The following is a 20,088-nucleotide window of genomic DNA, read 5'->3' as shown; positions in this document are numbered from 1 at the left end:
CGACGGGCAGGGACGCCTTGACGACCCCTCGCCTTACTGGCCGAGGGTATCGAGGTTGTCCTGGATTTCGGTGCTGTAGTAGATGGAGCTCACGGTGGGCAGCAACTGACTGATCACGCGGTTCCAGCGCGACACCGGCGCGGCCGTGACATAGACGACATCCTGCGGCTTGAGCGCGAAGTCGGCGCCCAGAATCAGGGCCGTGGTGTTGCGAGCATCCAGCTGATAGACGGTGGCCAGCTTCTCGGGGTCTTCCCGGTCCCGCCGTACCACGAAGATGCCGGAGGCATCCGCGGAGTCTTCCTTGATGCCGCCCGCCTGGGCGATGGCATCGGTCAGCGAGATGGGGCTTCTGCCCAGCGGCAGGCTGACCGACTTGTCGACCTCACCCATCACGAACACCTTGCGGGTCCCGACATCCGGCACATACAGGACATCACCGTCCTTGAGCAGCCGATCACGTGCCTCGCCGGTCGCCGCATTGCGCTGTGCCAGCAGCTCGTAGAGGGAGATGACGGTCTCCTCGCCATTGCGCTTGAGCACCACGTTGTGCCAGTCCGCGTCTCCGGTCATGCCGCCGGCGGCGGCGATGGCATCGAGCAGACTCAACGGCACATCATTGATGGGCTGCACGCCAGGCTGCTCCACCTCACCGCTGATCCGCACCTTCTGACTGCGGAAGGCCGCCACCTTGACGTCGATCTGCGGCTCGTTGAGATAGGGCTGGAGGCGCTCGCCCAGCACCCGACGGATCTCGTCCAGGGTCTTGCCGCTGACCTGGACACGGCCGATGTAGGGATAGAAGAGCGTGCCGTCGGCATGCACCACGTTGCCGGCTTCCTGGGCGCTGCGCTCGGAGCCCGTGGGCAACGACAGCTCCGGGTGGTCATAGACGACGATATTGAGAATGTCGCCCGGCCCCACGTGGTACTGATAATCCGGCGCCAGTTGCGCACGGGTACTGCTGTTGAGCTCCTGGGTCAGCGCCTGCTCCAGCTCGCGCTGGGTGCCGTCACCCCGAGCCGCCTGGCGTGCCTGGGCATCCGCCCGCGCCTGGGCCTTGATCAAGCCGAAGGTGATGGGCTCCACATCGACGATGTCATCCACCGGCGCGGCCGAGGTGTCATAGTCGATGTCGCCGCCGGGCGCGAAGACGCAGCCCGCCAGTCCGGTGAGGGCGCCGAGGCTCAAGCTGGCGCCCAGAAGTCGTGCGATCAGTGCATTTTTCATCTGAAGTCCGTTGAGTCGACAGACCCGAGCAGCGATTGATGCGAGGCTGCCCCGATCATTCCCGCCGCACGCTGACGCCAGGACCAATTCGATAACGTCTTCGGTTCGCCTTGCGTAACGCGATGGCCCCATGTGCAACGACTGTTGCAACGACGGTGACCTCGGGCCGAGGGTGATCCCTCGTGCTGGTGTCATGTCTTGGTTTGCTTGAGTACTTGCGCCTGCTGGCGTCCCGGCCCTTGCATGACGGCTTGCGCCTGTCTGGCAATGGCGCGAACACTCCCTTGGGCAATCACGCGAATGCTGGCCCATGAAGACGATGAATGTGATTGAGTATCCTTCGAATTACACGAAGTCTTCCTCATAAAATCACGTCTCTGCTGCACATCGATGTCACCTTTTACAGGCACATATTCACGCCATCGACAGTGCCCACCACACCCACCTGACGGCGCAGGCTCCACAACGTGATGGCAACGTTTATCGCACTGTCCGCTGCGTCGTCTTCATGGGCATCAAGAGTGGAGTGACCAGACTCCATCTGTTGCGCATTTTACCTGATCCACGCCGCTCGCCAATCGAGCGCTGTTACAAAAATCCAATAAAAACATTGCTTTGTATCATCATCAGCACGACGTGTGTCGCTAACCGCCACATGGCGACGTAGCCGATCACAGACAGTGCAACGCTGGGTTCGTCTGCAAATCGACACATCCTTCACAAGAATTTCAGCAGCCATGCGGATCAAGTCCAGCGCCCGCGGTGTCTGAAAGATCGACAAGCATGTCTGCTTTTATCCACACCACGATTACTCTTTTTTACATAAATATTTCGCTTTCCATCAACGCCACATCGACGCGACTTCTCTCGCTAGACAGCCGACATTTTCTGGTTAACATGGGCCTCGCTTTCACGGGGGATAGAGAGAGGCGTCCGTCTGAAATGTGCATGCACATTTCTCATGACGACGGCGATGTCATCACCTCGAAAGCGAGCAATACGGTGGCCAGGGAATGCGGCCATGGCAGGAACACCTCAGGAAGAGGCTGCGCCAGGGAAGATGCTACGGACGGTATCAGGGACGGCGCCCTGCAGATCATGGAACAGGCGTGAGCTTGCTCACGCACACCACGACGCAACTCTCAGCAGCAGTGTTGCCGATGGTCAGAGACAGCACGGCATCCGGCATGCACGACGCTGGCCTTGGCCACCCATCACCGAGCCCAGTCATCGCAGCGCCCTGACTGGCAGATGACCGGCAATGCTCATCAAGGAGACTTCATATGCGCAAGTCACATATCGGCGCCATTCTCGGCCTGTCCGGTGCCCTGCTGTTGGCAGGCAACGCCATGGCGGAAGAGGAGGCACCTGCCGCTGGGCAGGCTGCGACGGGGACGACCGGTACCACCGGAACTACTGGTACTACCGGTACCACTGGCACCACCGGTACCACCGGCACGACTGGTACCACCGGCACGACTGGTACTACCGGCACGACCGGCACGACTGGCACCACCGGTACGACCGGTAGCGTTCCCACCGGCAGCGCCGCTGGCAGCGGCACGGCCAGCCAGAGCGCGTCCGGCAGCGTGACCCCGAGCACCAACGGCGGCAGCATCGCGGCCGGCGCGGCCACGGGCACCGTCGGTGGCGGGACGACCGGCACCACCGGTACCACCGGCACGACAGGTACCACCGGCTCTACCGGGACACGTTGATGACGTCGCGCTCCGCATCGCGTCGTTCAGGCGCGAATCATCGCCAATCGCGAGCCAGGCACCTTCCAGGCATCCGGCGCTCGCTGACGCTGCTGGGCATCACTGCCTGTGCCGTGTCAGTGAGCGGCTGTGCCCAGATAGTGGCCAGTTCGGTGGGCGATGCCTTCGGCAAGGATGACTTCGAGGCGGCGCGCGCCAGTGAACTGCCCTACGCCTCCCTCAAGTTCCTGCATGGCAACAACACGGCACTGGTCGTGTTGGCCACGCTCGAGGATGAGGGACGCATCGCGCGTTTCGAGAGCCAGGACCGCGGCATCATCGAACTGCGCGACGGCGTACTGTCCGCGACATCCGGCTTCACGCGAGACATCGCGGACAGGCATGAGCAAAGCACTACCGGGCGCGCCTTGGCGCGTCCGGCCTGGCTGATGGCTGACGACAGCCGCTATCGCGTCAGTGTCAGCGCCCTGAGCCCCTATCCTCGCCGGCTGGAGCGGGCAGATGCCGCTTCCTCCGGCAGTCAGCATCAAGATGACGTGCCGGTGATGCAGGTGCATGAAGCCGATGCACATCTGCGCTGTGAGGCCGCCGCGCCACACGCGCTGCCACTGGCCGAGCTGTCGCTGCAACACTGCACCGAGACCCTGGCATGGGACGATGGCTACACCACCACCAACGAAATATGGCGCGATGCCACTCGGGTGTGGGCCGCCGACATGACGGCCTGGCCGGACGGGCCACGCTTCGGCTGGGAGATCGCCAAGGCATGGTAATGCGCTTTTCACGACGTGATTCTGCTCGCCCCGCACACGATTCGGCCCGCGTCGAGGGACCGCTGCGCGCCCTCGCCCGCACATTGCCCACGGGGGTGTGCCTGGCCGCCCTGCTGATCCCGACCCTCGCCCGAGCGAACGAGACGCCGCTGCCCTTCAGCGCCGCCAGCACGCCACTGGCCAGTCAGGTACTGGAACAGCAATGGTCCTCCCATCAGACCCGCATGGCGCTGGACTGGCGCTACAGCTTCGTCAGCACGCCGCTGATTCGCCGGCAGATGGCCGCGACCGCCAACCGCCTGAGCGCCGAGATTGAACTGATCGCGGCTCGCTACGCGGTGGGGGCGCCCGAAGGCAGCTCTCGGGCCGCCTATGTCGAGGGGTTGCACGCCTGGCAGCGCTATCTCGATCAGGGCCGTCAACAGGGTGAGCCACGCAGCGTGCTGGCACGCCTGCCCGGCCAGCTGAATCCGCTCACTGACATGCGCGATGGCCCGCGGGCGATACGCATCGCCCCCGGCATGGTGATCGGTGCCTGTCAGGCTCCCCGCGACGTGGTGATCCTGGACGCCAGCGGCGTGCACCAGCGCCAGTGGAGCCCCGGCCTGACACTGGACGCCTTGATCGATGAGCGCCGCGCCGCCGACTCGCTGGGCCAGGCGGCACGGGCCAGCCTCGTCACCCCCCAGGGGCAGGTGCTCACGCGGCCCATCGCCAGCTGGAATCGCCTCACGCGTGGCGCAGCCGACCTGCCGGTCGCGCCGGGAGCCAGCCTGGTGATCCATACCCCCGGTATCGATACCGCGCAGCAATGGGTCAACGAGGCGCTGCCGCAATGGCTGGCCAGCCGCCTGCCCGGTGAGAACTGTCACAGCTGGCAGCTGGACGCCGCCTCGCTGCCGTCAGCGGACGACGAGCCGACAGCTCCCGGGACGTCAGGCAGTGACCCGCAAGCGCCGGCCCGCTAGCGGTCGTTCCCGGCACTGCCGGCATCACCTCGATGTTTCTATCCTCCATACCCTCATTCACGCTCACGCGCCTGTCGCGCGGGAGCATGCGAGACGCCCATGTCGAGTCCCTTTCGCCCAGCCCATCCCTCCACGCGCCCCCGAGACGAGCAGCGCCCTGCTCCGGCACGCACCGGCTGGCTGGCGCTCGGCATGGCGGGAGGCCTGCTCGGCGCCCAGATCGCCCACGCCGCCACCGGGGAATCCCAGAGTGATTTCGGCGGCGTGGGGCTGATGCAGACTCCCACGGCACGCTTCGCCCCACAGGGCGAGCTGAGCTTCACCTACAGCCGTACCCAGCCCTACAAGCGCTTCAGCGTCAACGCCGCCCCCTTCGAGTGGATGGAGCTGGGCTTTCGCTATGTCTCGGTGGAAACGGTCAGCTACGGTGAGGCCGCCCCGGACCGCGACTACCTGGATAAATCCTTCGACACCAAGTTCCGGCTCTGGGAAGAGGACCGTTATCGCCCGGCACTTGCGGTGGGTCTGCGAGATCTCGGCGGTACGGGACTGTTCAGCTCTGAATATCTGGTGGCCAGCAAGCGCTATGGTGATCTTGATGTCAGTCTGGGGCTTGGCTGGGGCTATCTGGGCACGCGGGGCGACTTCAGCAACCCGCTGGCGCTGGTGAGAAGCAGCCTCGAGACGCGCAGCGACACCACCAGCGACAACGGGGGCGACTTCCAGCTGGGCAGCATGTTCAGTGGCAGCCCGGCCGTCTTCGGTGGCATCGAATATCAGACGCCCTGGGACCCGCTGACCCTGATGCTGGAATACGAGGGCAACGACTACTCCGACGAGCCCCTGACGGTGGAGATAGACCAGGATTCACCGTTCAATCTGGGCGCGACGTTCAAGGTCAATGACAACCTGTCGCTGCATGGCGGCTGGGAGCGCGGCAACACCGCCATGCTGGGCCTGTCGCTGTCCACCAATCTGGCGGGGCTGGCTCAGGCCAAGGATGACGGCATCCCGGAAGATGTCGCCCCCAGTCACCATTCGCGCTACCGCCATGACCAGACCCCGGAAGCCTTCCGGGTGCGCTCGCTGGATGCCGTCAATCGTGGGAACAGCGAGACAGTCCCGTCGGATCGCCCGCCACGTCCCGCCAGTGCCACGCCGGCCTCAACGCCCTCGCTGGACGGCGGCGAGGCTGCGCCGCTCTCAGCACCCTCGCTGACCGGCGACGAGGCTGCGCCGCTCTCAACGACCTCGCTGGACGGCGACGAGGCTGCGCCGCTCTCAACGCCCTCGCTGGACGGCGGCGAGGCTGCGCCTCAAGGCCGCCTGCTGACGCTGCCGACCTCCCCGAGTGCCACCACGGGCGAGCCCGCCGGGAGCCCGCCAGCGCCGATACGGCTGGAGGACGTCGACTGGCAGGCACTGGCCGCGACCCTGCGTGCCCAGACGGGGCTTGAAGTCTCCCGCCTGCGGGTTGAGGGCGAGACCTTGGTCATCGAGGCGGAGGCCACGCGCTTTCGCAAGGACCTGCAGGCCGAAGGCCGCGCCAATCGCGTACTGCACAACCGCCTGCCCGCCGAGATCACCCACTTCCGCTACCGCCTGAGCAGCAACGGCCTGGCGCTGCGCGAGGATGAGCATCCGCGAGAGGCCTTCGTCGCGGCCGCCAACGACAGACGTTTCGGTGCCGAGTACGAGCATTCCATCACCGCTCGCGCCGCCTCTCCCGCGCCTGACGACGACGCCAGCGCGGAGGCCGCCACGGTGCTGGACAGGGAACCCGCCGGCTTCAACTGGGGATTCTCGCCCAACCTGAAACAGAACTTCGGCGGACCGGACGGCTATCTCTACCAGCTCAACCTGCAGCTGGATGCCCTGTGGCGCACCGATCGCAATGGCTGGTTCTCCGGCGTGGCCACCTATCAGCTGGCCGACAACTACGAGAACTACGAGTACATCGCCGACTCCGACCTGCCACGCGTGCGCACCTACGTCGGGGATTACGTCAAGGAGACCGATCTGGGCATCACCAATCTGCAGTACACCCGCACTCATCAGTTCGGGCGTGACTGGTATGCCCAGGCCTACGGCGGCATTCTCGAGATGATGTATGCCGGTGTCGGTGCCGAGGTGCTCTATCGCCCGATGAACAGCTCGCTGGCACTGGGGCTGGATATCAACCGCGTCCGCCAGCGGGAATTCGATCAGCAGTTCGGCCTGCGCGACTATTCCGTCACCACCGGCCATGCCACCGCCTACTGGCAGTCCGGCTGGCACGATGTGCTGGTCAAGGGCTCGGTGGGGCGCTATCTGGCCGGCGATATCGGCGCGACGCTGGATCTATCCCGCCGCTTCTCCAACGGGGTCAGCGTCGGGGCCTGGGCGACCATGACCGATGCCGGCGATGACTATGGCGAGGGCAGCTTCGACAAGGGGCTCTACGTCAGCATTCCGCTGGACGCCTTCTTCACCACCTCCAGCAAGGGCAGTACCGGCTTTGCCTGGGCACCGCTGACCCGTGATGGTGGTGCACGCCTCAATCGTCGCTACCAGCTCTATTACATGACCGATGACCGGGACCCCGAGGGCTACTGGGAAGGGATCGACAAGGTCTACAAGTAATCCGTGCGTGAGTATGTTTCACTGCCGGCTGAAGCGTGCCGATGATGGCACCTGACTCACTGTGGCTGACCCTGACCCGATGAATATTCCGATTACCGACGTATCGCCGTTCGCTACCGGCGATACGACACCTGTGAATCCCGAGATCACCTGCAGCAACTGCCAGGCCTGCTGCTGCAGGCTTGAGGTCATTCTGCTCACCGATACCGGCGTGCCGGACTATCTGATCGACGAGGATGAGTGGGGGGGCGAAGTCATGCGCCGCCTCGATGATGGCTGGTGTGCCGCCGTCGATCGCGAGACGCTGATGTGCACCATCTATGATCGCCGCCCCCAACTATGCCGTGACTATGAGATGGGCAGCCCGGAATGCGAAGACGAGCGCAAGGAAAACGGTCTGGATCAGTGATCCGCCCTCCTGTCGCTTGTCGCTTGGCTTTCGTCGCCTGTCGCTTGCCGCTTGAGTCAATCACTTGAGTCAGTCGCCTGAGCCGCCCTGGTTTCTGGCGTCTGGTGGCTGGCCTCTGGCCGCTCCGGTGGCGAGAGCGGCCAGAACGCCGCACTAGCCGGCGCTGACCTTCTCACCTGCCTGCTCCGCCGGTACATCACCGCGTTGCTCAGGCGTGCACAGGGCGCGCATGTTGCCGTGCACTTCCACCTCGCGATGCCAGCTGAGCGCCTGCTCCAGGCAATGCGGGGTATGGCCGCCCCGCCGGCAGGCCTCCTCGAAGTAGGCCCGCAGCGCGGGACGATAGCGCGGGTCGGCGCAGTTCTCGATCACCAGCACCGCGCGTTCTCGCGGTGCCAGACCCCGCAGATCCGCCAGGCCGTGTTCGGTCACCAGAATGTCCACGTCATGCTCGGTGTGATCCACGTGACTGACGAAGGGCACCACGCTCGAGATATCCCCGCCCTTGGCCAGTGACTTGGTGATGAACACCGAGAGCTGGGCATTGCGCGCGAAGTCCCCGGAGCCGCCGATACCGTTCATCATCCGCGTGCCGCACACGTGGGTGGAGTTGACGTTGCCGTAGATGTCGAATTCCAGCGCGGTATTCACGGCGATCACGCCGAGACGCCGCACGATGCCCGGATGATTGGACAGCTCCTGCGGACGCAGGATCAGACGGTCACGGTAACGCTCGAGGTCCTTCCACAGGGTGCGCCCGCGCTCCTCGGTGACGGTGATGGAGGAGCCGGAGGCGAAGTCGAGCTTGCCGGCATCCAGCAGATCGAAGGTGGAGTCCTGCAATACCTCCGAGTACATGGTGAGGTGCTCGAAGGGCCCCTCCTTCAGTCCGCTCATCACCGCGTTGGCCATGCTGCCGATCCCGGCCTGCAGCGGCAGCAACGCAGGCGTCAGACGCCCCAGCGTGACCTCCTGCTTGAGCAGTTCGACCAGATGGTCCGCCATCCGCCGGGTATCCTCATCCGGCGGGGTACAGGTCGAGGGGCTGTCCTTGCCACGCGTCAGCACGATGGCGGCGATCCTGGCAGGGTCGATGGGGATGTACGGCGTGCCGATACGCGAATCCGGCGCCACCACCGGGATCGGCTGACGGCTGGGGCGCATCTGCGGAATGTAGATATCGTGCAGTCCCTCGAGTGCCGCCGGGGATTCGAGATTGAGCTCGATGATCACCTTGTCGGCCAGAATCGCGTAGCTGGCCGAATTGCCCACCGAGGTGGTCGGCACGATCCCGCCGTCGGCGGTGATGGCACTGGCCTCGACCACCGCGACGTCCATGTCACTCAGCTGATGGTTGCGCAGCAGCTCCACCGTCTCCGAGAGATGCTGATCCATGAACATCACTTCGCCGGCGTTGATGGCACGACGCAGCACCGGATCGACCTGGAACGGCATGCGCCGCGCCAGCATGTGGGCATCCGCCATCTGACCGTCGAGGTCATTGCCCAGCGAGGCGCCGGTCATCAGCGTGATGGAGAACGGCTCGCGGCGCGCCTTCTCGACCAGCGCCAGCGGCAGGGCCTTGGCCTCACCCGCCCGCGTGAAGCCGCTCATGCCCACCGTCATGCCATCGCGAATCAGCTCGGCGGCCTGGCTCGCGCTCATGTGGCGTGACTCCCATCCCTGCCAGCGACAGCGCCGGGCGAGCTCGTCACGCAGCGCCTCGTCAAGCTCCGTCACCTCCATGCGCGACAGCAGCGAGAACGACTGGCGAAAGGACTGGGCATCGGCCACGTCGCTCGCGGCAGGCGGTGCATCAACGAATCGGGACTTGGAAGAAGACACGGTACGGGTTCCTCGATGACAACGAACAAGGGGTAGGCAGCAAGTCGCGCAAACACCTCACGACACTGGTCAGGCTGTCATCCAGCATCCCACGCGCCGTGGCGGCGTCGCATCAGGCCTTGGTCGCAAGCCGGGGTCGTGCACTGAAACAGGACGGTGCGCTCCAAGCGACGCCCTGACGCGGGCCTGTCCCTGCCCCGGAAACACGAAGACCCGCTTCGAGGAGCGGGTCTTGCGATGACAGGCAGGCCCGAGGGGGAGCCCTGTCACGTCATGGCAGGCGTTACACCATGCCGTCGAGGTCCATGTTGTCGAAGCTTTCCGGGGCATCGGCGTAGCCGTAGAGCGTGTTGCGGCGCTGCAGGCGGAATTCGCCCAGCAGCTGCTCATAGCGACGCGGCACCTCGGCATTGTCACGCGTGACGATGTACAGGTTCTCGTAGACGGCCTCGGTGAGCGGCATCTCGCGCACCTGGCGCTGCCACGGTGACGTCTCCAGCACCGTGCGCGAGACGACGGTGAAGCCCAGGCCACGTGCCACGGCATCCAGCACCATGCCGATGTCGTTGGTGAAACCCTGCTGCGGGAAGTGGCTCATCGAGCGGAATTCACCAGCGAAGTTCTCGCGCAGCAAGGCGCTGGCGTTGTTGACGCCGTCGGCGTAATTCATGAAGCCCAGCGCCATCAGCTCATTGAGACTGTTGCCGGCGAAGTCGGCGGGCACCACCAGGCACAGCGGCTCCTGATGCCACAGCTCGAAGTTGAGATCCGGATGCTTGACCGGCTCGGTGACGATGCCAAGATCGAAGCGCCCCGCCAGCACGTCCTGCACGATCTCGGAATTGAAGGCGAAGCTGTAGCTGACCGTCAGCCCCGGATGCTGCTGCTGATAGCCGAGCGTGAACGGATAGAACATCAGCCCGACGCTTGAGGGGCTGGCCACACGGCATTCCCCGCTGTCAGGCGAGTCATCATCCAGCGAGTGCATGAACTGGGTGTGCTCGGCAAACAGCTTGACGGAGTAGTCGTAACAGCGACGCCCCGCTGCGGTGAGCGAGAACTTGCGTCCCTGACGGTTGAGCAGCGAGCGCCCCAGGTACTGCTCCAGCTTGCGGATATGCTGGCTGACGCCGGGCTGGGTCATTTCCAGCTTGCGCGCGGTATGGGTAAAGCTGCCGGTCTCCACCAGGGTGATGAAGGTACGAAAATACTGGGCGTTGAACATGGAGGCACTGACCACTCACGAACGGGGGACGCGACTCGGCGCGTCGTGTTGCCGATAGCTGCCTGAATGTCTGCACAGGGCCACCGACCCGCAAAGCCCATGATTCTACCAGAGCCAGCCGCCATGCGCAGCGCTGCGCCGTGGCGCCCTCGCGTGTTAGCATCATCCTCATTGCCAGGTGCCGCTCTGGCTGCGTCTTTCGTGGGCGATGCCCGAATGACGCGGCAGGGCTCGGCGCCTTTCCTCTGCCCCGACCAGTCCTCGCGACTGGCCCGAATCACGAGATGCTCCAGATGCTTGATCCACTGGCCGCGCGCGGCGAAGCCATCCACAAGGCACTGCTCGCCATGGAAAGCGAATGCGCCGAAGTCGACCTCTTCCCGCTGGGATACATGATTCCCCAGGTGGAACTGGTTCTCGAGAACGCCGATTACGATGCCGCCGATGTGGTCGCGGAAGATTTTGACGCCACCTTCGAAGAGTGGATGCAGCACGCCTTTGCCCAGGACGGCATGAGCGTGGACGACCGCGAGCGCATCGCCGAACTCTGGGCAGAAGCCCGGAACCGCGCCCAGTCAGCCGTGGGCGCCTGACACAAGGAAGACGGTCATGAACTCTGTCACCAGTGAAGCTACCACCTACTCCCGCGATGCCAGCTCGACGCTGGTCTCCACCATCATCTCACCGGAAGGCAGCCTGGAAGTTCTCTCCCAGGATGAGGTCAATCGCCTGCGCGACACCTCCTCCAATGGCCTGCATGACATCCTGCGCCGCTGCGCGCTGGCGGTGCTCAACTGCGGCAGCCAGACCGATGACAGCGTCTCGGTGCTCAATGCCTACAAGGACTTCGAGATCGAGGTGCTGCAGCAGGATCGTGGCATCCGTCTGAAGCTCGACAATGCGCCGGGTGATGCCTTCGTGGATGGCAAGATGATCCGCGGCATTCGTGAGCACCTCTCGAGCGTGCTGCGCGACATCGTCTACGTGGCCAACGAGATCCAGAACACGCCCCGCTTCGATCTCTCCACCACCGAAGGCACCACCAACGCGGTGTTCCATATCCTGCGCAACGCCGGTGCCCTGAAGTCCTCGCGTGAACCGAGCCTCGTCACCTGCTGGGGTGGCCACTCGATCAATCGCGAGGAATACGAGTACACCAAGGACGTGGGCTATCACCTCGGCCTGCGCGAACTCGACATCTGCACCGGCTGTGGTCCCGGCGCGATGAAGGGCCCGATGAAGGGGGCCAACGTCGCGCATGCCAAGCAGCGTCGCAAGCAGGGCCGTTATCTGGGCATCTCGGAGCCGGGCATCATCGCCGCCGAGTCACCCAACCCGATCGTCAATGAACTGATCATCATGCCGGACATCGAGAAGCGCCTTGAGGCCTTCGTGCGGACCGCGCATGGCATCATCGTCTTCCCGGGCGGCGTGGGCACCGCGGAAGAGATTCTCTACCTGCTGGGTATCCTGCTGCATCCGGAAAACGAAGGCCTGCCGTTCCCGGTCATCTTCACCGGCCCGGCCTCCAGCGCCGACTACTTCCAGCAGATCGACGAGTTCATCACCTATACGCTGGGTGAGGAAGCGCGCTCGCGCTATACCATCATCATCGACAATCCGGTCGAGGTGGCGCGCACCATGCGAGGCGGCATCGATGACGTCGCGGAGTTCCGTCGTCAGCATCACGACGCCTTCTACTACAACTGGCGTCTGCATATCGCCCCGCACTTCCAACAGCCCTTCGCGCCGACCCACGCCAACATGTCGAGCCTGGCGCTGCATCGCAACCAGCCGGTGCATGAGCTGGCCGCCAACCTGCGTCGTGCCTTCTCGGGCATCGTTGCCGGCAACGTCAAGAAGGAAGGCATCGAGGAGATCGAGCGCGATGGGCCCTTCCGCCTGACCGCCGAAGCCGAGCTGATGGAGCGTCTCGACGCCCTGCTCACCTCCTTCGTGGCCCAGGGCCGCATGAAGCTGCCGGGCAGCGACTACGAGCCCTGCTACACGCTGTGCAAGTGAGGCCGTGACGCCCGGGCCATCAGCCCCGGGCCTGATGCGACGACGCCCCCGACCATCACTGGCCGGGGGCGTCGTCGTTTGCGGCAGACAGGGCTCAGTCGCTCTTGCGGCCCCGATGCATCCACAGACTGATGACATGCGCCACCAGCCCCAGTGTCAGGCCATCGACCAGCACTTCCAGCGCCCCTTCCCTGGGGCGGTCAAGCATCGGCGCGGCGAAGTTGAAGGCTGCCATCGCCGCCAGGCCCACCACCAGCCACACGAACACGCGACGCATCAGTCTCGGCACTTCGCCCTGGGCGACATCGGAGAGCTGGCGATAGATGTAGACCCCCAGCGCCGCGACGGCCACGGCAAAGCCACTGATCAGCATCAGGCGCGTGGTGTCACCGCTGAGCAGAAAACGCGGAATGTTGGCGACCATCACGATGGCGAGGCCCGCCAGCACGGAGACACGTTGCGGTGTCAGGTTGCGGGCGCGCGGATGATCAGGATTGAGTTTCGGCATGTGCAGCAGTCTCGAGGAAAGGTCGGGCAACGTGGAAATCGAACACGATGAAGAAGTCGGACGCCGGGCACGCCCGGCGTGACGGGGTCAGGCGGTCGCCGGCAGCGTCGGAATCCAGCTCTCGACCCACGGCAGGGCCGCGTCATCCGCCATGAAGGTCTCCATGGCATCGATCTCGAGGCGCTCGCCGTGGCGCGTGGCGCCCAGATCCGCCAGACGCTCGTCCAGCTGACGCCCGGCACCGCAGTAGGTCTCGCCGTAGGAGCTGTCGCCGAGAGCGATCAGACCATAACGCAGCCAGTCCAGCGCCGGTGACTGGGCCGAGAGCGCATTGAGGAAGCCGCTCAGGTTGCCCGGCACATCGCCACTGCCGGTGGTGGAGGTGACGAACAGCGCCAAATCCGGGCGTGTCTCCGTCAAGTCTTCCAGTGTCGGCTGGTCAAGCACTTCCACCGTATAGCCTGCCTGCTCGAACAGCGGTTGCACCTGCTCGGCCACATCCAGCGAGCCGCCATACATCGTGCCGACAAAAATCTTCAGAAGCGCCATGCATCCTTCCTTATTCGTACGATCACCCGCCACGGGCGGGAACGTGAGTGCGGTGCGAAGAGCCGTGCAGCGGCTCTCCAACATTTGGTCGCGATGGTAGCACAGCCTGCCCGCGGGACGCAGGCCGGCCGGGGCCCGCGCCATGGAGCACGCGCACTCCAAAGACAAGACAGCGCCACCGTGAAATCACGATGGCGCCGCTTTGTTCTTGCGCTGACGTTCTTGCGCTTACGTTCCTGCACTGATGCCCTTGCATCGGTGCTGCCGCTGCCGCCGTGTCGCTACCTCGTTCTCTGGAGCGGGGCTACGCGTCAGTGAAGCCTCCCGGGGTGCGAGCCTGGATCACGACCGCTGGCGATGCCCTTCCGTCAGAGACACGCTGGCTGACAGCACCTTTTGATCAGAAGCGATACGCCGCCGACAGACGCACGTCACGCCCCGGGCTGGTGATGGCGCCCGGCGTGATGCCACGTGGGCTGTTGGTTTCCAGATAGAAGGTGTTCTGGTCGGAGTATTCCTTGTCGAACAGGTTGTAGATACCGGCCGTCAGAGTCAGGTCCGGCATGTCACCCGGCACCCAGCTGGCGTAGAGGTCATGCGTGGCGTAACCGGCACGCTCGCTCTGGTCATCCGGCAGGTCGGTGAGGCGCTCGTAGGCGGTCACGGTCCAGCCGAGAGTCAGCTGCGGGTCGGCGAAGGTGTAACGGTTGTCCAGGCTCCAGCGGTCTCCGGTCTGGTTGCCCAGCCCCATGTCATCCACCACGGTCTCGCCCTGGTTGTCTTCCAGGTCCATGGTCAGGTAGCCCAGCGTCATGTCCCAGCCGCCCAGCCCGTAGGTGGCTCGCGCCTCGACGCCCTTGCTGGTGACGATACCTTCCATGTTGGTGATGGTGGTCACATCACCCGCCGACCCTTCGGTGATGTAGTTGTCGAAGTGGGTATCGAAGTAGGTGACTTCCAGTCCGGCGCGGTCACGCTGGGTGAGGATGCCCTCCCCTTTCCAGCGGGCACCGACCTCGGTGCTGCGCGAGGTCTCGGCCTCGAGACCCGGCTCGACCACCAGCGTCTCGCCCGGGCCGACACCCCCGTCGATCAACAGGGCTTCGCGGCCCTTGTTGCCACGCACGGCCGTGGCATAGCCGGTGAACAGCTCGACACCCCCGCCGACACGCCAGTTGAGGCTCGCGTTGGGGCTGACATCGGTGTCATCCAGCGTCTCGCCATTGGCGTATTCGGTCCGATAGTCATCGACTCGGGCACCGAAGGACAGATCCACCGCGCCGAGCGTCATGCGGTGCTGGGCGTAGAGCGCGATGTTGCGCGCCGTCTCGTCGAAGCCAGCGGTGCTGGATTCATCCTCGACGTAATCACTGCCCAGGGTCAGACGGTTGTTCATCGCCTCGGGGCCGAAGCGGAAGGTGTTGTTGAGATCCCCCCCGACACTCTCGACCTTGGCATTCGAGCTGGCCCCGGTAGCGAGGGACGTGCGGTCCACTTCCGTACTGGAGTGGAAGACATTGGCGTGCACATCCACCAGCCGCGAGCCCGGTTCGAAATCGTAGTTGGCGGTATAGGTGTCACGGCTCAGCTCGGTATCGACCTTGGCGTTGTTGAACGGCTGACACTCCATGTTGGGACGCACGCAGTAGATGCCGGTGTCCTCATTGTGCTCCGCGCTGAGTCGCAGGCTGTGCGCGCCCTGATCCAGCAGGCTGAACTTGCCGAAATAGCTGCGCTGATGACCGCCGGTGCCCTCTTCCTCATCACCGCCGCCGGTGCGGTAGTCATCGCTGTTGCGTGCGCTGGTGGTGAACAGCAGCCCCGCGTTGGGCGCCACCTCCCCATACACCGACAGCGTGCCCTTGACGGCATCTGCCGCGGATTCCGTGCTGCCCTTCACCATGCCACCGAAGCTCTGACCCGGCTTGAGCAGGTCCTGGGCATCCTTGGTCACGAACTTGATGCTGCCACCCAGTGCGTTCGGCCCGTTGTCCGCCGCCCCCGGTCCGGCCTGGACCTCGGCGCGCTTGAGCAGCTCCGGCTCGATGTTGAAGTTGGAGCTGTGGTGGAACAGGTAGCCGTTCTGGCTGGCACCATCGATGCTGATGTTGAGGTTGGTATCTTCCAGCCCGCGCACGTAGAGCTTCTCGGAGGAGGCCGTGGTGCCGCCAACGGTGACGGAAGGCGTATCGCGGAAGATGTCCTTGAGGTCACGCGCCTGATGCAGGGCAAGCTCTTCGCTGTCCACCACCGCCGTGGCCTCGAGGCGATCCTCCTCGACCTGCAGTGTCTGCATCTGCAGCGGCTCGGCATTGACCGTCCCGGCACACAGCAAGGCGATGGCCGCGACCAGCGGACGAGGAGTGAAGACCGTCGCGCGTGAAGCGCTGACGGTGTGGCGCGAAGAGAGGCAGACTGTCATGAGCGGAGCGTTCCCAAGATTAATAATAATAATGATTCTTCTTTGCAGGCGAGATAATGCACTTTCTTGCACATTTCCGTCATCTACCGTTTCTGCAACGCCTCTTCTCGAAACCTGCAATCGGGTGCTCTCCTCACGGGCACGCCCACTCGCCTCGTGCCCATCTGCCCCCTCGCCGATTCCCGATTTCTCGCGGCAGAAGGCCCTCCCCAGCCGCGCAAGGACCTGCCCTGCGCCTTGCCTCACGAAAAAGACACTTTTTCTCACCTGTCTGTCATCAGATACGGAACCATCTCCGGTCACTGACGTCTGAGCCGTCATGCCGCCAATGACGCCAGTCCCCCGCCGTTGCGCATTCTGCCGAGGTGTCACGTTTCACGGAGATCGGAATTGCGCAATGCGTGCGACTTTGGATGCAACAATGACGGGATGGTGATATTGTTAGCCTGCTCAGAGTCACAGTCATCCAGCGCCTGAAATCCGTTCTCGCGTTTCTGGCGCGGCACTGTGCGCGAAGCCGGGTTTCGAGACCGGTTTCAAGACCGGGCTTCACGAGCCGGCCGCAAGAGCTGAAGGCAAGAATCAAGTGCAAGACCTGTCGACGTGCGCTGTGGTGCACGACTGACAGGAGCGGTTGTTGATCGATGAGCGCGTCTTTGCCCGGGGCATCCCCCGCGGTACGAGGGGCACGGTCATCGACAGGCAATCCGTTGTGCAGCCCCTGCGCTGCGACGGGCCCGACATGGCCCGTACAAGGTGGGTGTTTCCCTGACGACACACCCCGACCCCCTGAACAACCGGACCTATTCGATGAGCGATATCGACGCCTATAACACCTTTCTGATGGTCGCGGATCTCGGCAGCCTGTCCCGCGCTGCCGAACGCCTGCGCCTGCCCAAATCCACCGTCAGCCGTCGCCTCGACGCCCTCGAGGGCCGCTTTGGCACTCGTCTGGTGGAACGCGGCCATCGCGGTATCCGCCTGTCGGAAGCGGGTGAGACTCTCTACCGCTACGCACGATCGATGGCCAACCTCGATGATGAAGCGCACCGCGCCATCGAGGATCGTCAGTCGGACCTCACCGGCACCATTCGTATCCACGCCACCCCAGCGCTGGGTCGTCACTTCCTGGGTCACGCTCTCACCAGCTTCCTGTCAGAGCATGACGGAGTCGATATCAAGCTGAAGCTGTGGCACAACGGTCGCGAGATTCTCGAGAACCAGCCGCATCTGGTCATCGGCTTCCCGCACCTGGCCGGCAGCACTCACGTCTTCCGCCCGCTGACCCAGTGGCAGCAAGCCGCCTACGCGGCCTCGCATGTCGAGCATCCCGAAGAGCTGCCGTGGGGAGAGCTGGAACCGCTGGTCTCCGGCACCTCTCTCTCGCGTCACCCGGAAGACCCGCGCCCGAATCACATCCAGTCCGATGACCTCGAAGTCCTTACCGACTACGTCGCCGATGGCCTGATTCGCGCCGTGCTGCCCATCGACTGGGTCAACTCGCTCAGCGAGCGCAACGGCCAGTCCTTCAAGCGTCTGGAATGCGACGAGATCCCGCCGGTCGAGATCGGCATGCTGCTGCCGCGCGGCCCCATCCCGACCCGCGTGCGCATGCTCGCCGACTGGCTCGCCCGCGAGATCGGCAAGACAGAACCGGAGCGCGTCACCGCCAAGGCCGCCCGTCGCACCGTCAGCGAAGCTGCCACCACTGCCGGTTGATGGCAGCGGTGCCATGCTGTCGCCCTCCTCTCGCTTGAGATGAGCCAGCGCAGCACGCCGCAAAAAGGCCAGCCCTCCGGGGCTGGCCTTTTGCGTTCTGGCTTGTCATGTTTAGCATGGACTGAATCAACGACAGGCAGGGCTTCTCATGTGGCAACGCGACACGCTCACCCTCTCCGCCCGCAAGCGCGGTTTTCACCTCATCAGTGACGAGGTGGAGCAGGCATTGGCCGAACTGCCGCCGGTCAGTGTTGGCCTGCTGCATGTGCAGCTACTGCACACCTCCGCCTCGCTGACCCTCAACGAGAACGCCGACCCCGACGTGCGCCACGACATGGACGCCTTCCTGCGCCGTCTGGTGCCCGGCAACCTGCCCTACTTCCGCCACACCCTCGAAGGCGATGACGACATGCCTGCCCACGTGCTCGCCAGCCTACTCGGCACCCAACTCACGCTACCCGTCGAAGCCCGTCGCGGCGTCAACCGCCTCGCCCTCGGCACCTGGCAAGGCATCTGGCTCGGCGAACACCGCGACCACGGCGGCAGCCGGAGACTGTGTCTGACGCTGAGTGGAACATAGTTATATATTAATGGGGTATTCGCTAATCAAGAACGAATTATCACTCAACGTTATAGTTAGCTCTAACATTTTTCATCACGGCATTAAATAGTTCGATTAGTTCTTTATCAGTAGTTTTTGATTTTTTAGGTCTATTATCACGCTCTTCAAAATAGGCCATAGCAAAGCTTCGATAGAAGGGGTCAATAAATGAATATCTCTGAGAATTATCTTCTAGCTTAACCATTTCGCCAAACTCTTCTTTCTCAAGATTCTGCAAATCTTCTTGCAATTTTTTCTTGGTAACACGAATGCCATAAACTTTTGTATAACTGAAAATATCTTCAATATGAGCGCCCTCCGGATCTTGAGCGATCAAAGCCCTTAATGTTAGGTCAACATTCTTTATCTTCAGGGCACTATCAAAAGCATCCTTTAAAGTATCCTCTTCATCCTTTATATATTCGGATAAAGCATTCTGAAGATCTTCTGAAACAAACTCTACTGAACTAGTAACGGTTTCAGTAATCAAAGCGGAATCGCATAGAAAATAACATATCTTATGACATATTGAAGCCAATCCATTTGAGTATTTAACTATATCCTCTTGCACGTCATCTGCTATTACTATATTTAATGCATCACACCCTTTTCTTATTATTGCTTTAATTTCACTATCTGTCATTAGGTCAACATGAATTTCGGATACCCTTTTCCGCATCTCTTTATCAGATTTAACTACTTGCCTTGCTGTATTGACGGCTCCTAAAGCTATGATTTTAAGGTCTTGATATTTTGATGAAAGATCGACAAAGACCTTCATCATCTGTGCTAATTTTTCTTTTTCCTCTCCTTCTATCTTATGAAAATCCTCCAATACCCAGCAATAACCGGATTGCCCTAATAGTCTACCAAGATTTTGTGGCGTAAGTTGAGGTGGAAGTAAGCGCACCTGCTTTTGCCCGTCTGAATTTTCATAAACAGCGCCAATCTGCGCTTTAATCGCCATATAATCAGCTTTAGCAGTCGCGTCCACTTTAACTCTGTTACTATTAGTTACCTCTTGAATATAAAACTCTTTAAGTTGATCAAATGCATCAAGAACGACCTGTTCAAATGTCATCCCTACCATACAATTTGTACTTATATGTTTTTCATAAGTTCTAAACAAAACATTATCAAGTAGAGTACTTTTCCCCGAACCAGAATGCCCATAAATAACAACCTGATTACCTGGCAGCCTCAATGCTCTACTCAGTCTTGTATCTACATTCTGATTAACTCGCTCGACAAAAGTAACTTTAGCAGAACTGGTTGGTGTAAAAACATCTCTAAGATCATACCTGATCATATAGCCTCCCTAAAAACAAAATATCATTTATATTGAAATAAAAAGATTATCAGAGTTATGACGCTACATACATCTCACAAGAAAGACAAACCCTCAAGAAGCATACTTTCCATAAAATAGAAAACAATAACAACTTACTTAATGGTAGCTTTATAGAGCAAACTATAG

Annotated in this window: 17 protein-coding genes; 10 read left to right on the top strand and 7 right to left on the bottom strand. The window is 62.2% G+C overall.

All coding sequences use genetic code 11. From position 1 onward, the window contains the following. Positions 1-33: 33 nt before the first annotated feature. Entirely contained in the window at positions 34-1,230 is a 1,197-nt protein-coding gene (locus tag OW493_RS16135; protein WP_084208231.1) for a polysaccharide export protein, read from the bottom strand. A gap of 783 nt (positions 1,231-2,013) precedes the next feature. Between OW493_RS16135 and OW493_RS16130 the strand changes: the two genes are divergently transcribed. The 6 genes from OW493_RS16130 to OW493_RS16105 all read left to right on the top strand — a co-directional run bounded on the left by OW493_RS16130 (position 2,014) and on the right by OW493_RS16105 (position 7,720). Continuing rightward, positions 2,014-2,343 (top strand): hypothetical protein, encoded by a 330-nt coding sequence (locus tag OW493_RS16130; RefSeq protein ID WP_289864893.1) that lies wholly within the window; start codon positions 2,014-2,016, stop codon positions 2,341-2,343. Positions 2,344-2,513: 170 nt separating this feature from the next. Next, complete coding sequence (locus OW493_RS16125; protein ID WP_170877382.1) at positions 2,514-2,948, top strand: hypothetical protein; 435 nt, start codon at positions 2,514-2,516, stop codon at positions 2,946-2,948. Further along, a complete protein-coding gene (locus tag OW493_RS16120; protein ID WP_289864892.1) occupies positions 2,948-3,721 on the top strand; it encodes a YjbF family lipoprotein in 774 nt (257 codons plus the stop codon). The genes OW493_RS16125 and OW493_RS16120 overlap by 1 nt, the downstream gene beginning before the upstream one ends. Next, positions 3,721-4,689 carry a hypothetical protein gene (locus OW493_RS16115; protein ID WP_279875939.1) on the top strand — a complete coding sequence of 323 codons (969 nt, stop codon included), beginning with the start codon at positions 3,721-3,723 and terminating at the stop codon, positions 4,687-4,689. The genes OW493_RS16120 and OW493_RS16115 overlap by 1 nt, the downstream gene beginning before the upstream one ends. A 99-nt stretch (positions 4,690-4,788) precedes the next feature. Then, positions 4,789-7,311 (top strand): YjbH domain-containing protein, encoded by a 2,523-nt coding sequence (locus OW493_RS16110; protein WP_289864891.1) that lies wholly within the window; start codon positions 4,789-4,791, stop codon positions 7,309-7,311. A 79-nt stretch (positions 7,312-7,390) separates the two neighbouring features. Then, positions 7,391-7,720, top strand: a complete 330-nt coding sequence (locus tag OW493_RS16105; protein WP_077374131.1) for a YkgJ family cysteine cluster protein — start codon at positions 7,391-7,393, stop codon at positions 7,718-7,720. A gap of 153 nt (positions 7,721-7,873) precedes the next feature. On the opposite strand, the gene OW493_RS16100 is transcribed toward OW493_RS16105, so the two are convergent. Then, positions 7,874-9,565, bottom strand: a complete 1,692-nt coding sequence (locus tag OW493_RS16100) for an acetyl-CoA hydrolase/transferase family protein (protein ID WP_289864890.1) — start codon at positions 9,563-9,565, stop codon at positions 7,874-7,876. A gap of 283 nt (positions 9,566-9,848) precedes the next feature. Then, a complete protein-coding gene (locus OW493_RS16095) occupies positions 9,849-10,790 on the bottom strand; it encodes a LysR family transcriptional regulator (RefSeq protein WP_077374134.1) in 942 nt (313 codons plus the stop codon). A 293-nt stretch (positions 10,791-11,083) separates the two neighbouring features. Between OW493_RS16095 and OW493_RS16090 the strand changes: the two genes are divergently transcribed. Together OW493_RS16090 and ppnN are read left to right on the top strand one after the other, a co-directional pair. Further along, positions 11,084-11,383 (top strand): hypothetical protein, encoded by a 300-nt coding sequence (locus tag OW493_RS16090; RefSeq protein WP_077374137.1) that lies wholly within the window; start codon positions 11,084-11,086, stop codon positions 11,381-11,383. Between the two features lie 16 nt (positions 11,384-11,399). Beyond that, positions 11,400-12,812, top strand: coding sequence for a nucleotide 5'-monophosphate nucleosidase PpnN (gene ppnN / locus OW493_RS16085; protein WP_077374140.1), 1,413 nt, complete (start codon positions 11,400-11,402; stop codon positions 12,810-12,812). 94 nt (positions 12,813-12,906) lie between these two features. Here ppnN and OW493_RS16080 read toward each other — a convergent pair whose 3' ends face one another. The 3 genes from OW493_RS16080 to OW493_RS16070 form a co-directional block, all read right to left on the bottom strand. Then, positions 12,907-13,320, bottom strand: a complete 414-nt coding sequence (locus OW493_RS16080) for a hypothetical protein (protein ID WP_077374143.1) — start codon at positions 13,318-13,320, stop codon at positions 12,907-12,909. An 87-nt stretch (positions 13,321-13,407) separates the two neighbouring features. Further along, a complete protein-coding gene (locus tag OW493_RS16075; protein WP_077374146.1) occupies positions 13,408-13,869 on the bottom strand; it encodes a flavodoxin domain-containing protein in 462 nt (153 codons plus the stop codon). A gap of 400 nt (positions 13,870-14,269) precedes the next feature. Beyond that, positions 14,270-16,291 carry a TonB-dependent receptor gene (locus OW493_RS16070; RefSeq protein WP_271303301.1) on the bottom strand — a complete coding sequence of 674 codons (2,022 nt, stop codon included), beginning with the start codon at positions 16,289-16,291 and terminating at the stop codon, positions 14,270-14,272. Positions 16,292-17,101: 810 nt separating this feature from the next. On the opposite strand from OW493_RS16070, the gene OW493_RS16065 reads away from it, so the two are divergent. Together OW493_RS16065 and OW493_RS16060 are read left to right on the top strand one after the other, a co-directional pair. Beyond that, positions 17,102-18,010, top strand: coding sequence for a LysR family transcriptional regulator (locus tag OW493_RS16065; RefSeq protein ID WP_077374153.1), 909 nt, complete (start codon positions 17,102-17,104; stop codon positions 18,008-18,010). Positions 18,011-18,158: 148 nt separating this feature from the next. Next, the gene (locus OW493_RS16060; RefSeq protein ID WP_289864889.1) at positions 18,159-18,590 is read left to right on the top strand and encodes a secondary thiamine-phosphate synthase enzyme YjbQ; all 432 of its coding nucleotides are present in this window, start codon (positions 18,159-18,161) and stop codon (positions 18,588-18,590) included. A gap of 40 nt (positions 18,591-18,630) precedes the next feature. On the opposite strand, the gene OW493_RS16055 is transcribed toward OW493_RS16060, so the two are convergent. Continuing rightward, positions 18,631-19,920, bottom strand: a complete 1,290-nt coding sequence (locus tag OW493_RS16055) for a hypothetical protein (protein ID WP_289864888.1) — start codon at positions 19,918-19,920, stop codon at positions 18,631-18,633. Between the last annotated feature and the right edge of the window lie 168 nt (positions 19,921-20,088).

It is taken from the genome of Cobetia sp. 14N.309.X.WAT.E.A4, assembly GCF_030397495.1.
Lineage (GTDB): Bacteria > Pseudomonadota > Gammaproteobacteria > Pseudomonadales > Halomonadaceae > Cobetia > Cobetia marina.
This window is presented reverse-complemented; position numbering and strand designations above follow the sequence as displayed.

Excerpts from the sequence above, each read along its gene's own strand:
- OW493_RS16135 (WP_084208231.1), bottom strand. The coding sequence starts at position 1,230 with ATGAAAAATGCACTGATCGCACGACTTCTGGGCGCCAGCTTGAGCCTC.
- OW493_RS16130 (WP_289864893.1), top strand. The coding sequence starts at position 2,014 with ATGTCTGCTTTTATCCACACCACGATTACTCTTTTTTACATAAATATT.
- OW493_RS16125 (WP_170877382.1), top strand. The coding sequence starts at position 2,514 with ATGCGCAAGTCACATATCGGCGCCATTCTCGGCCTGTCCGGTGCCCTG.
- OW493_RS16120 (WP_289864892.1), top strand. The coding sequence starts at position 2,948 with ATGACGTCGCGCTCCGCATCGCGTCGTTCAGGCGCGAATCATCGCCAA.
- OW493_RS16115 (WP_279875939.1), top strand. The coding sequence starts at position 3,721 with ATGCGCTTTTCACGACGTGATTCTGCTCGCCCCGCACACGATTCGGCC.
- OW493_RS16110 (WP_289864891.1), top strand. The coding sequence starts at position 4,789 with ATGTCGAGTCCCTTTCGCCCAGCCCATCCCTCCACGCGCCCCCGAGAC.
- OW493_RS16105 (WP_077374131.1), top strand. The coding sequence starts at position 7,391 with ATGAATATTCCGATTACCGACGTATCGCCGTTCGCTACCGGCGATACG.
- OW493_RS16095 (WP_077374134.1), bottom strand. The coding sequence starts at position 10,790 with ATGTTCAACGCCCAGTATTTTCGTACCTTCATCACCCTGGTGGAGACC.
- OW493_RS16090 (WP_077374137.1), top strand. The coding sequence starts at position 11,084 with ATGCTTGATCCACTGGCCGCGCGCGGCGAAGCCATCCACAAGGCACTG.
- ppnN (WP_077374140.1), top strand. The coding sequence starts at position 11,400 with ATGAACTCTGTCACCAGTGAAGCTACCACCTACTCCCGCGATGCCAGC.
- OW493_RS16080 (WP_077374143.1), bottom strand. The coding sequence starts at position 13,320 with ATGCCGAAACTCAATCCTGATCATCCGCGCGCCCGCAACCTGACACCG.
- OW493_RS16075 (WP_077374146.1), bottom strand. The coding sequence starts at position 13,869 with ATGGCGCTTCTGAAGATTTTTGTCGGCACGATGTATGGCGGCTCGCTG.
- OW493_RS16070 (WP_271303301.1), bottom strand. The coding sequence starts at position 16,291 with ATGACAGTCTGCCTCTCTTCGCGCCACACCGTCAGCGCTTCACGCGCG.
- OW493_RS16065 (WP_077374153.1), top strand. The coding sequence starts at position 17,102 with ATGAGCGATATCGACGCCTATAACACCTTTCTGATGGTCGCGGATCTC.
- OW493_RS16060 (WP_289864889.1), top strand. The coding sequence starts at position 18,159 with ATGTGGCAACGCGACACGCTCACCCTCTCCGCCCGCAAGCGCGGTTTT.
- OW493_RS16055 (WP_289864888.1), bottom strand. The coding sequence starts at position 19,920 with ATGATCAGGTATGATCTTAGAGATGTTTTTACACCAACCAGTTCTGCT.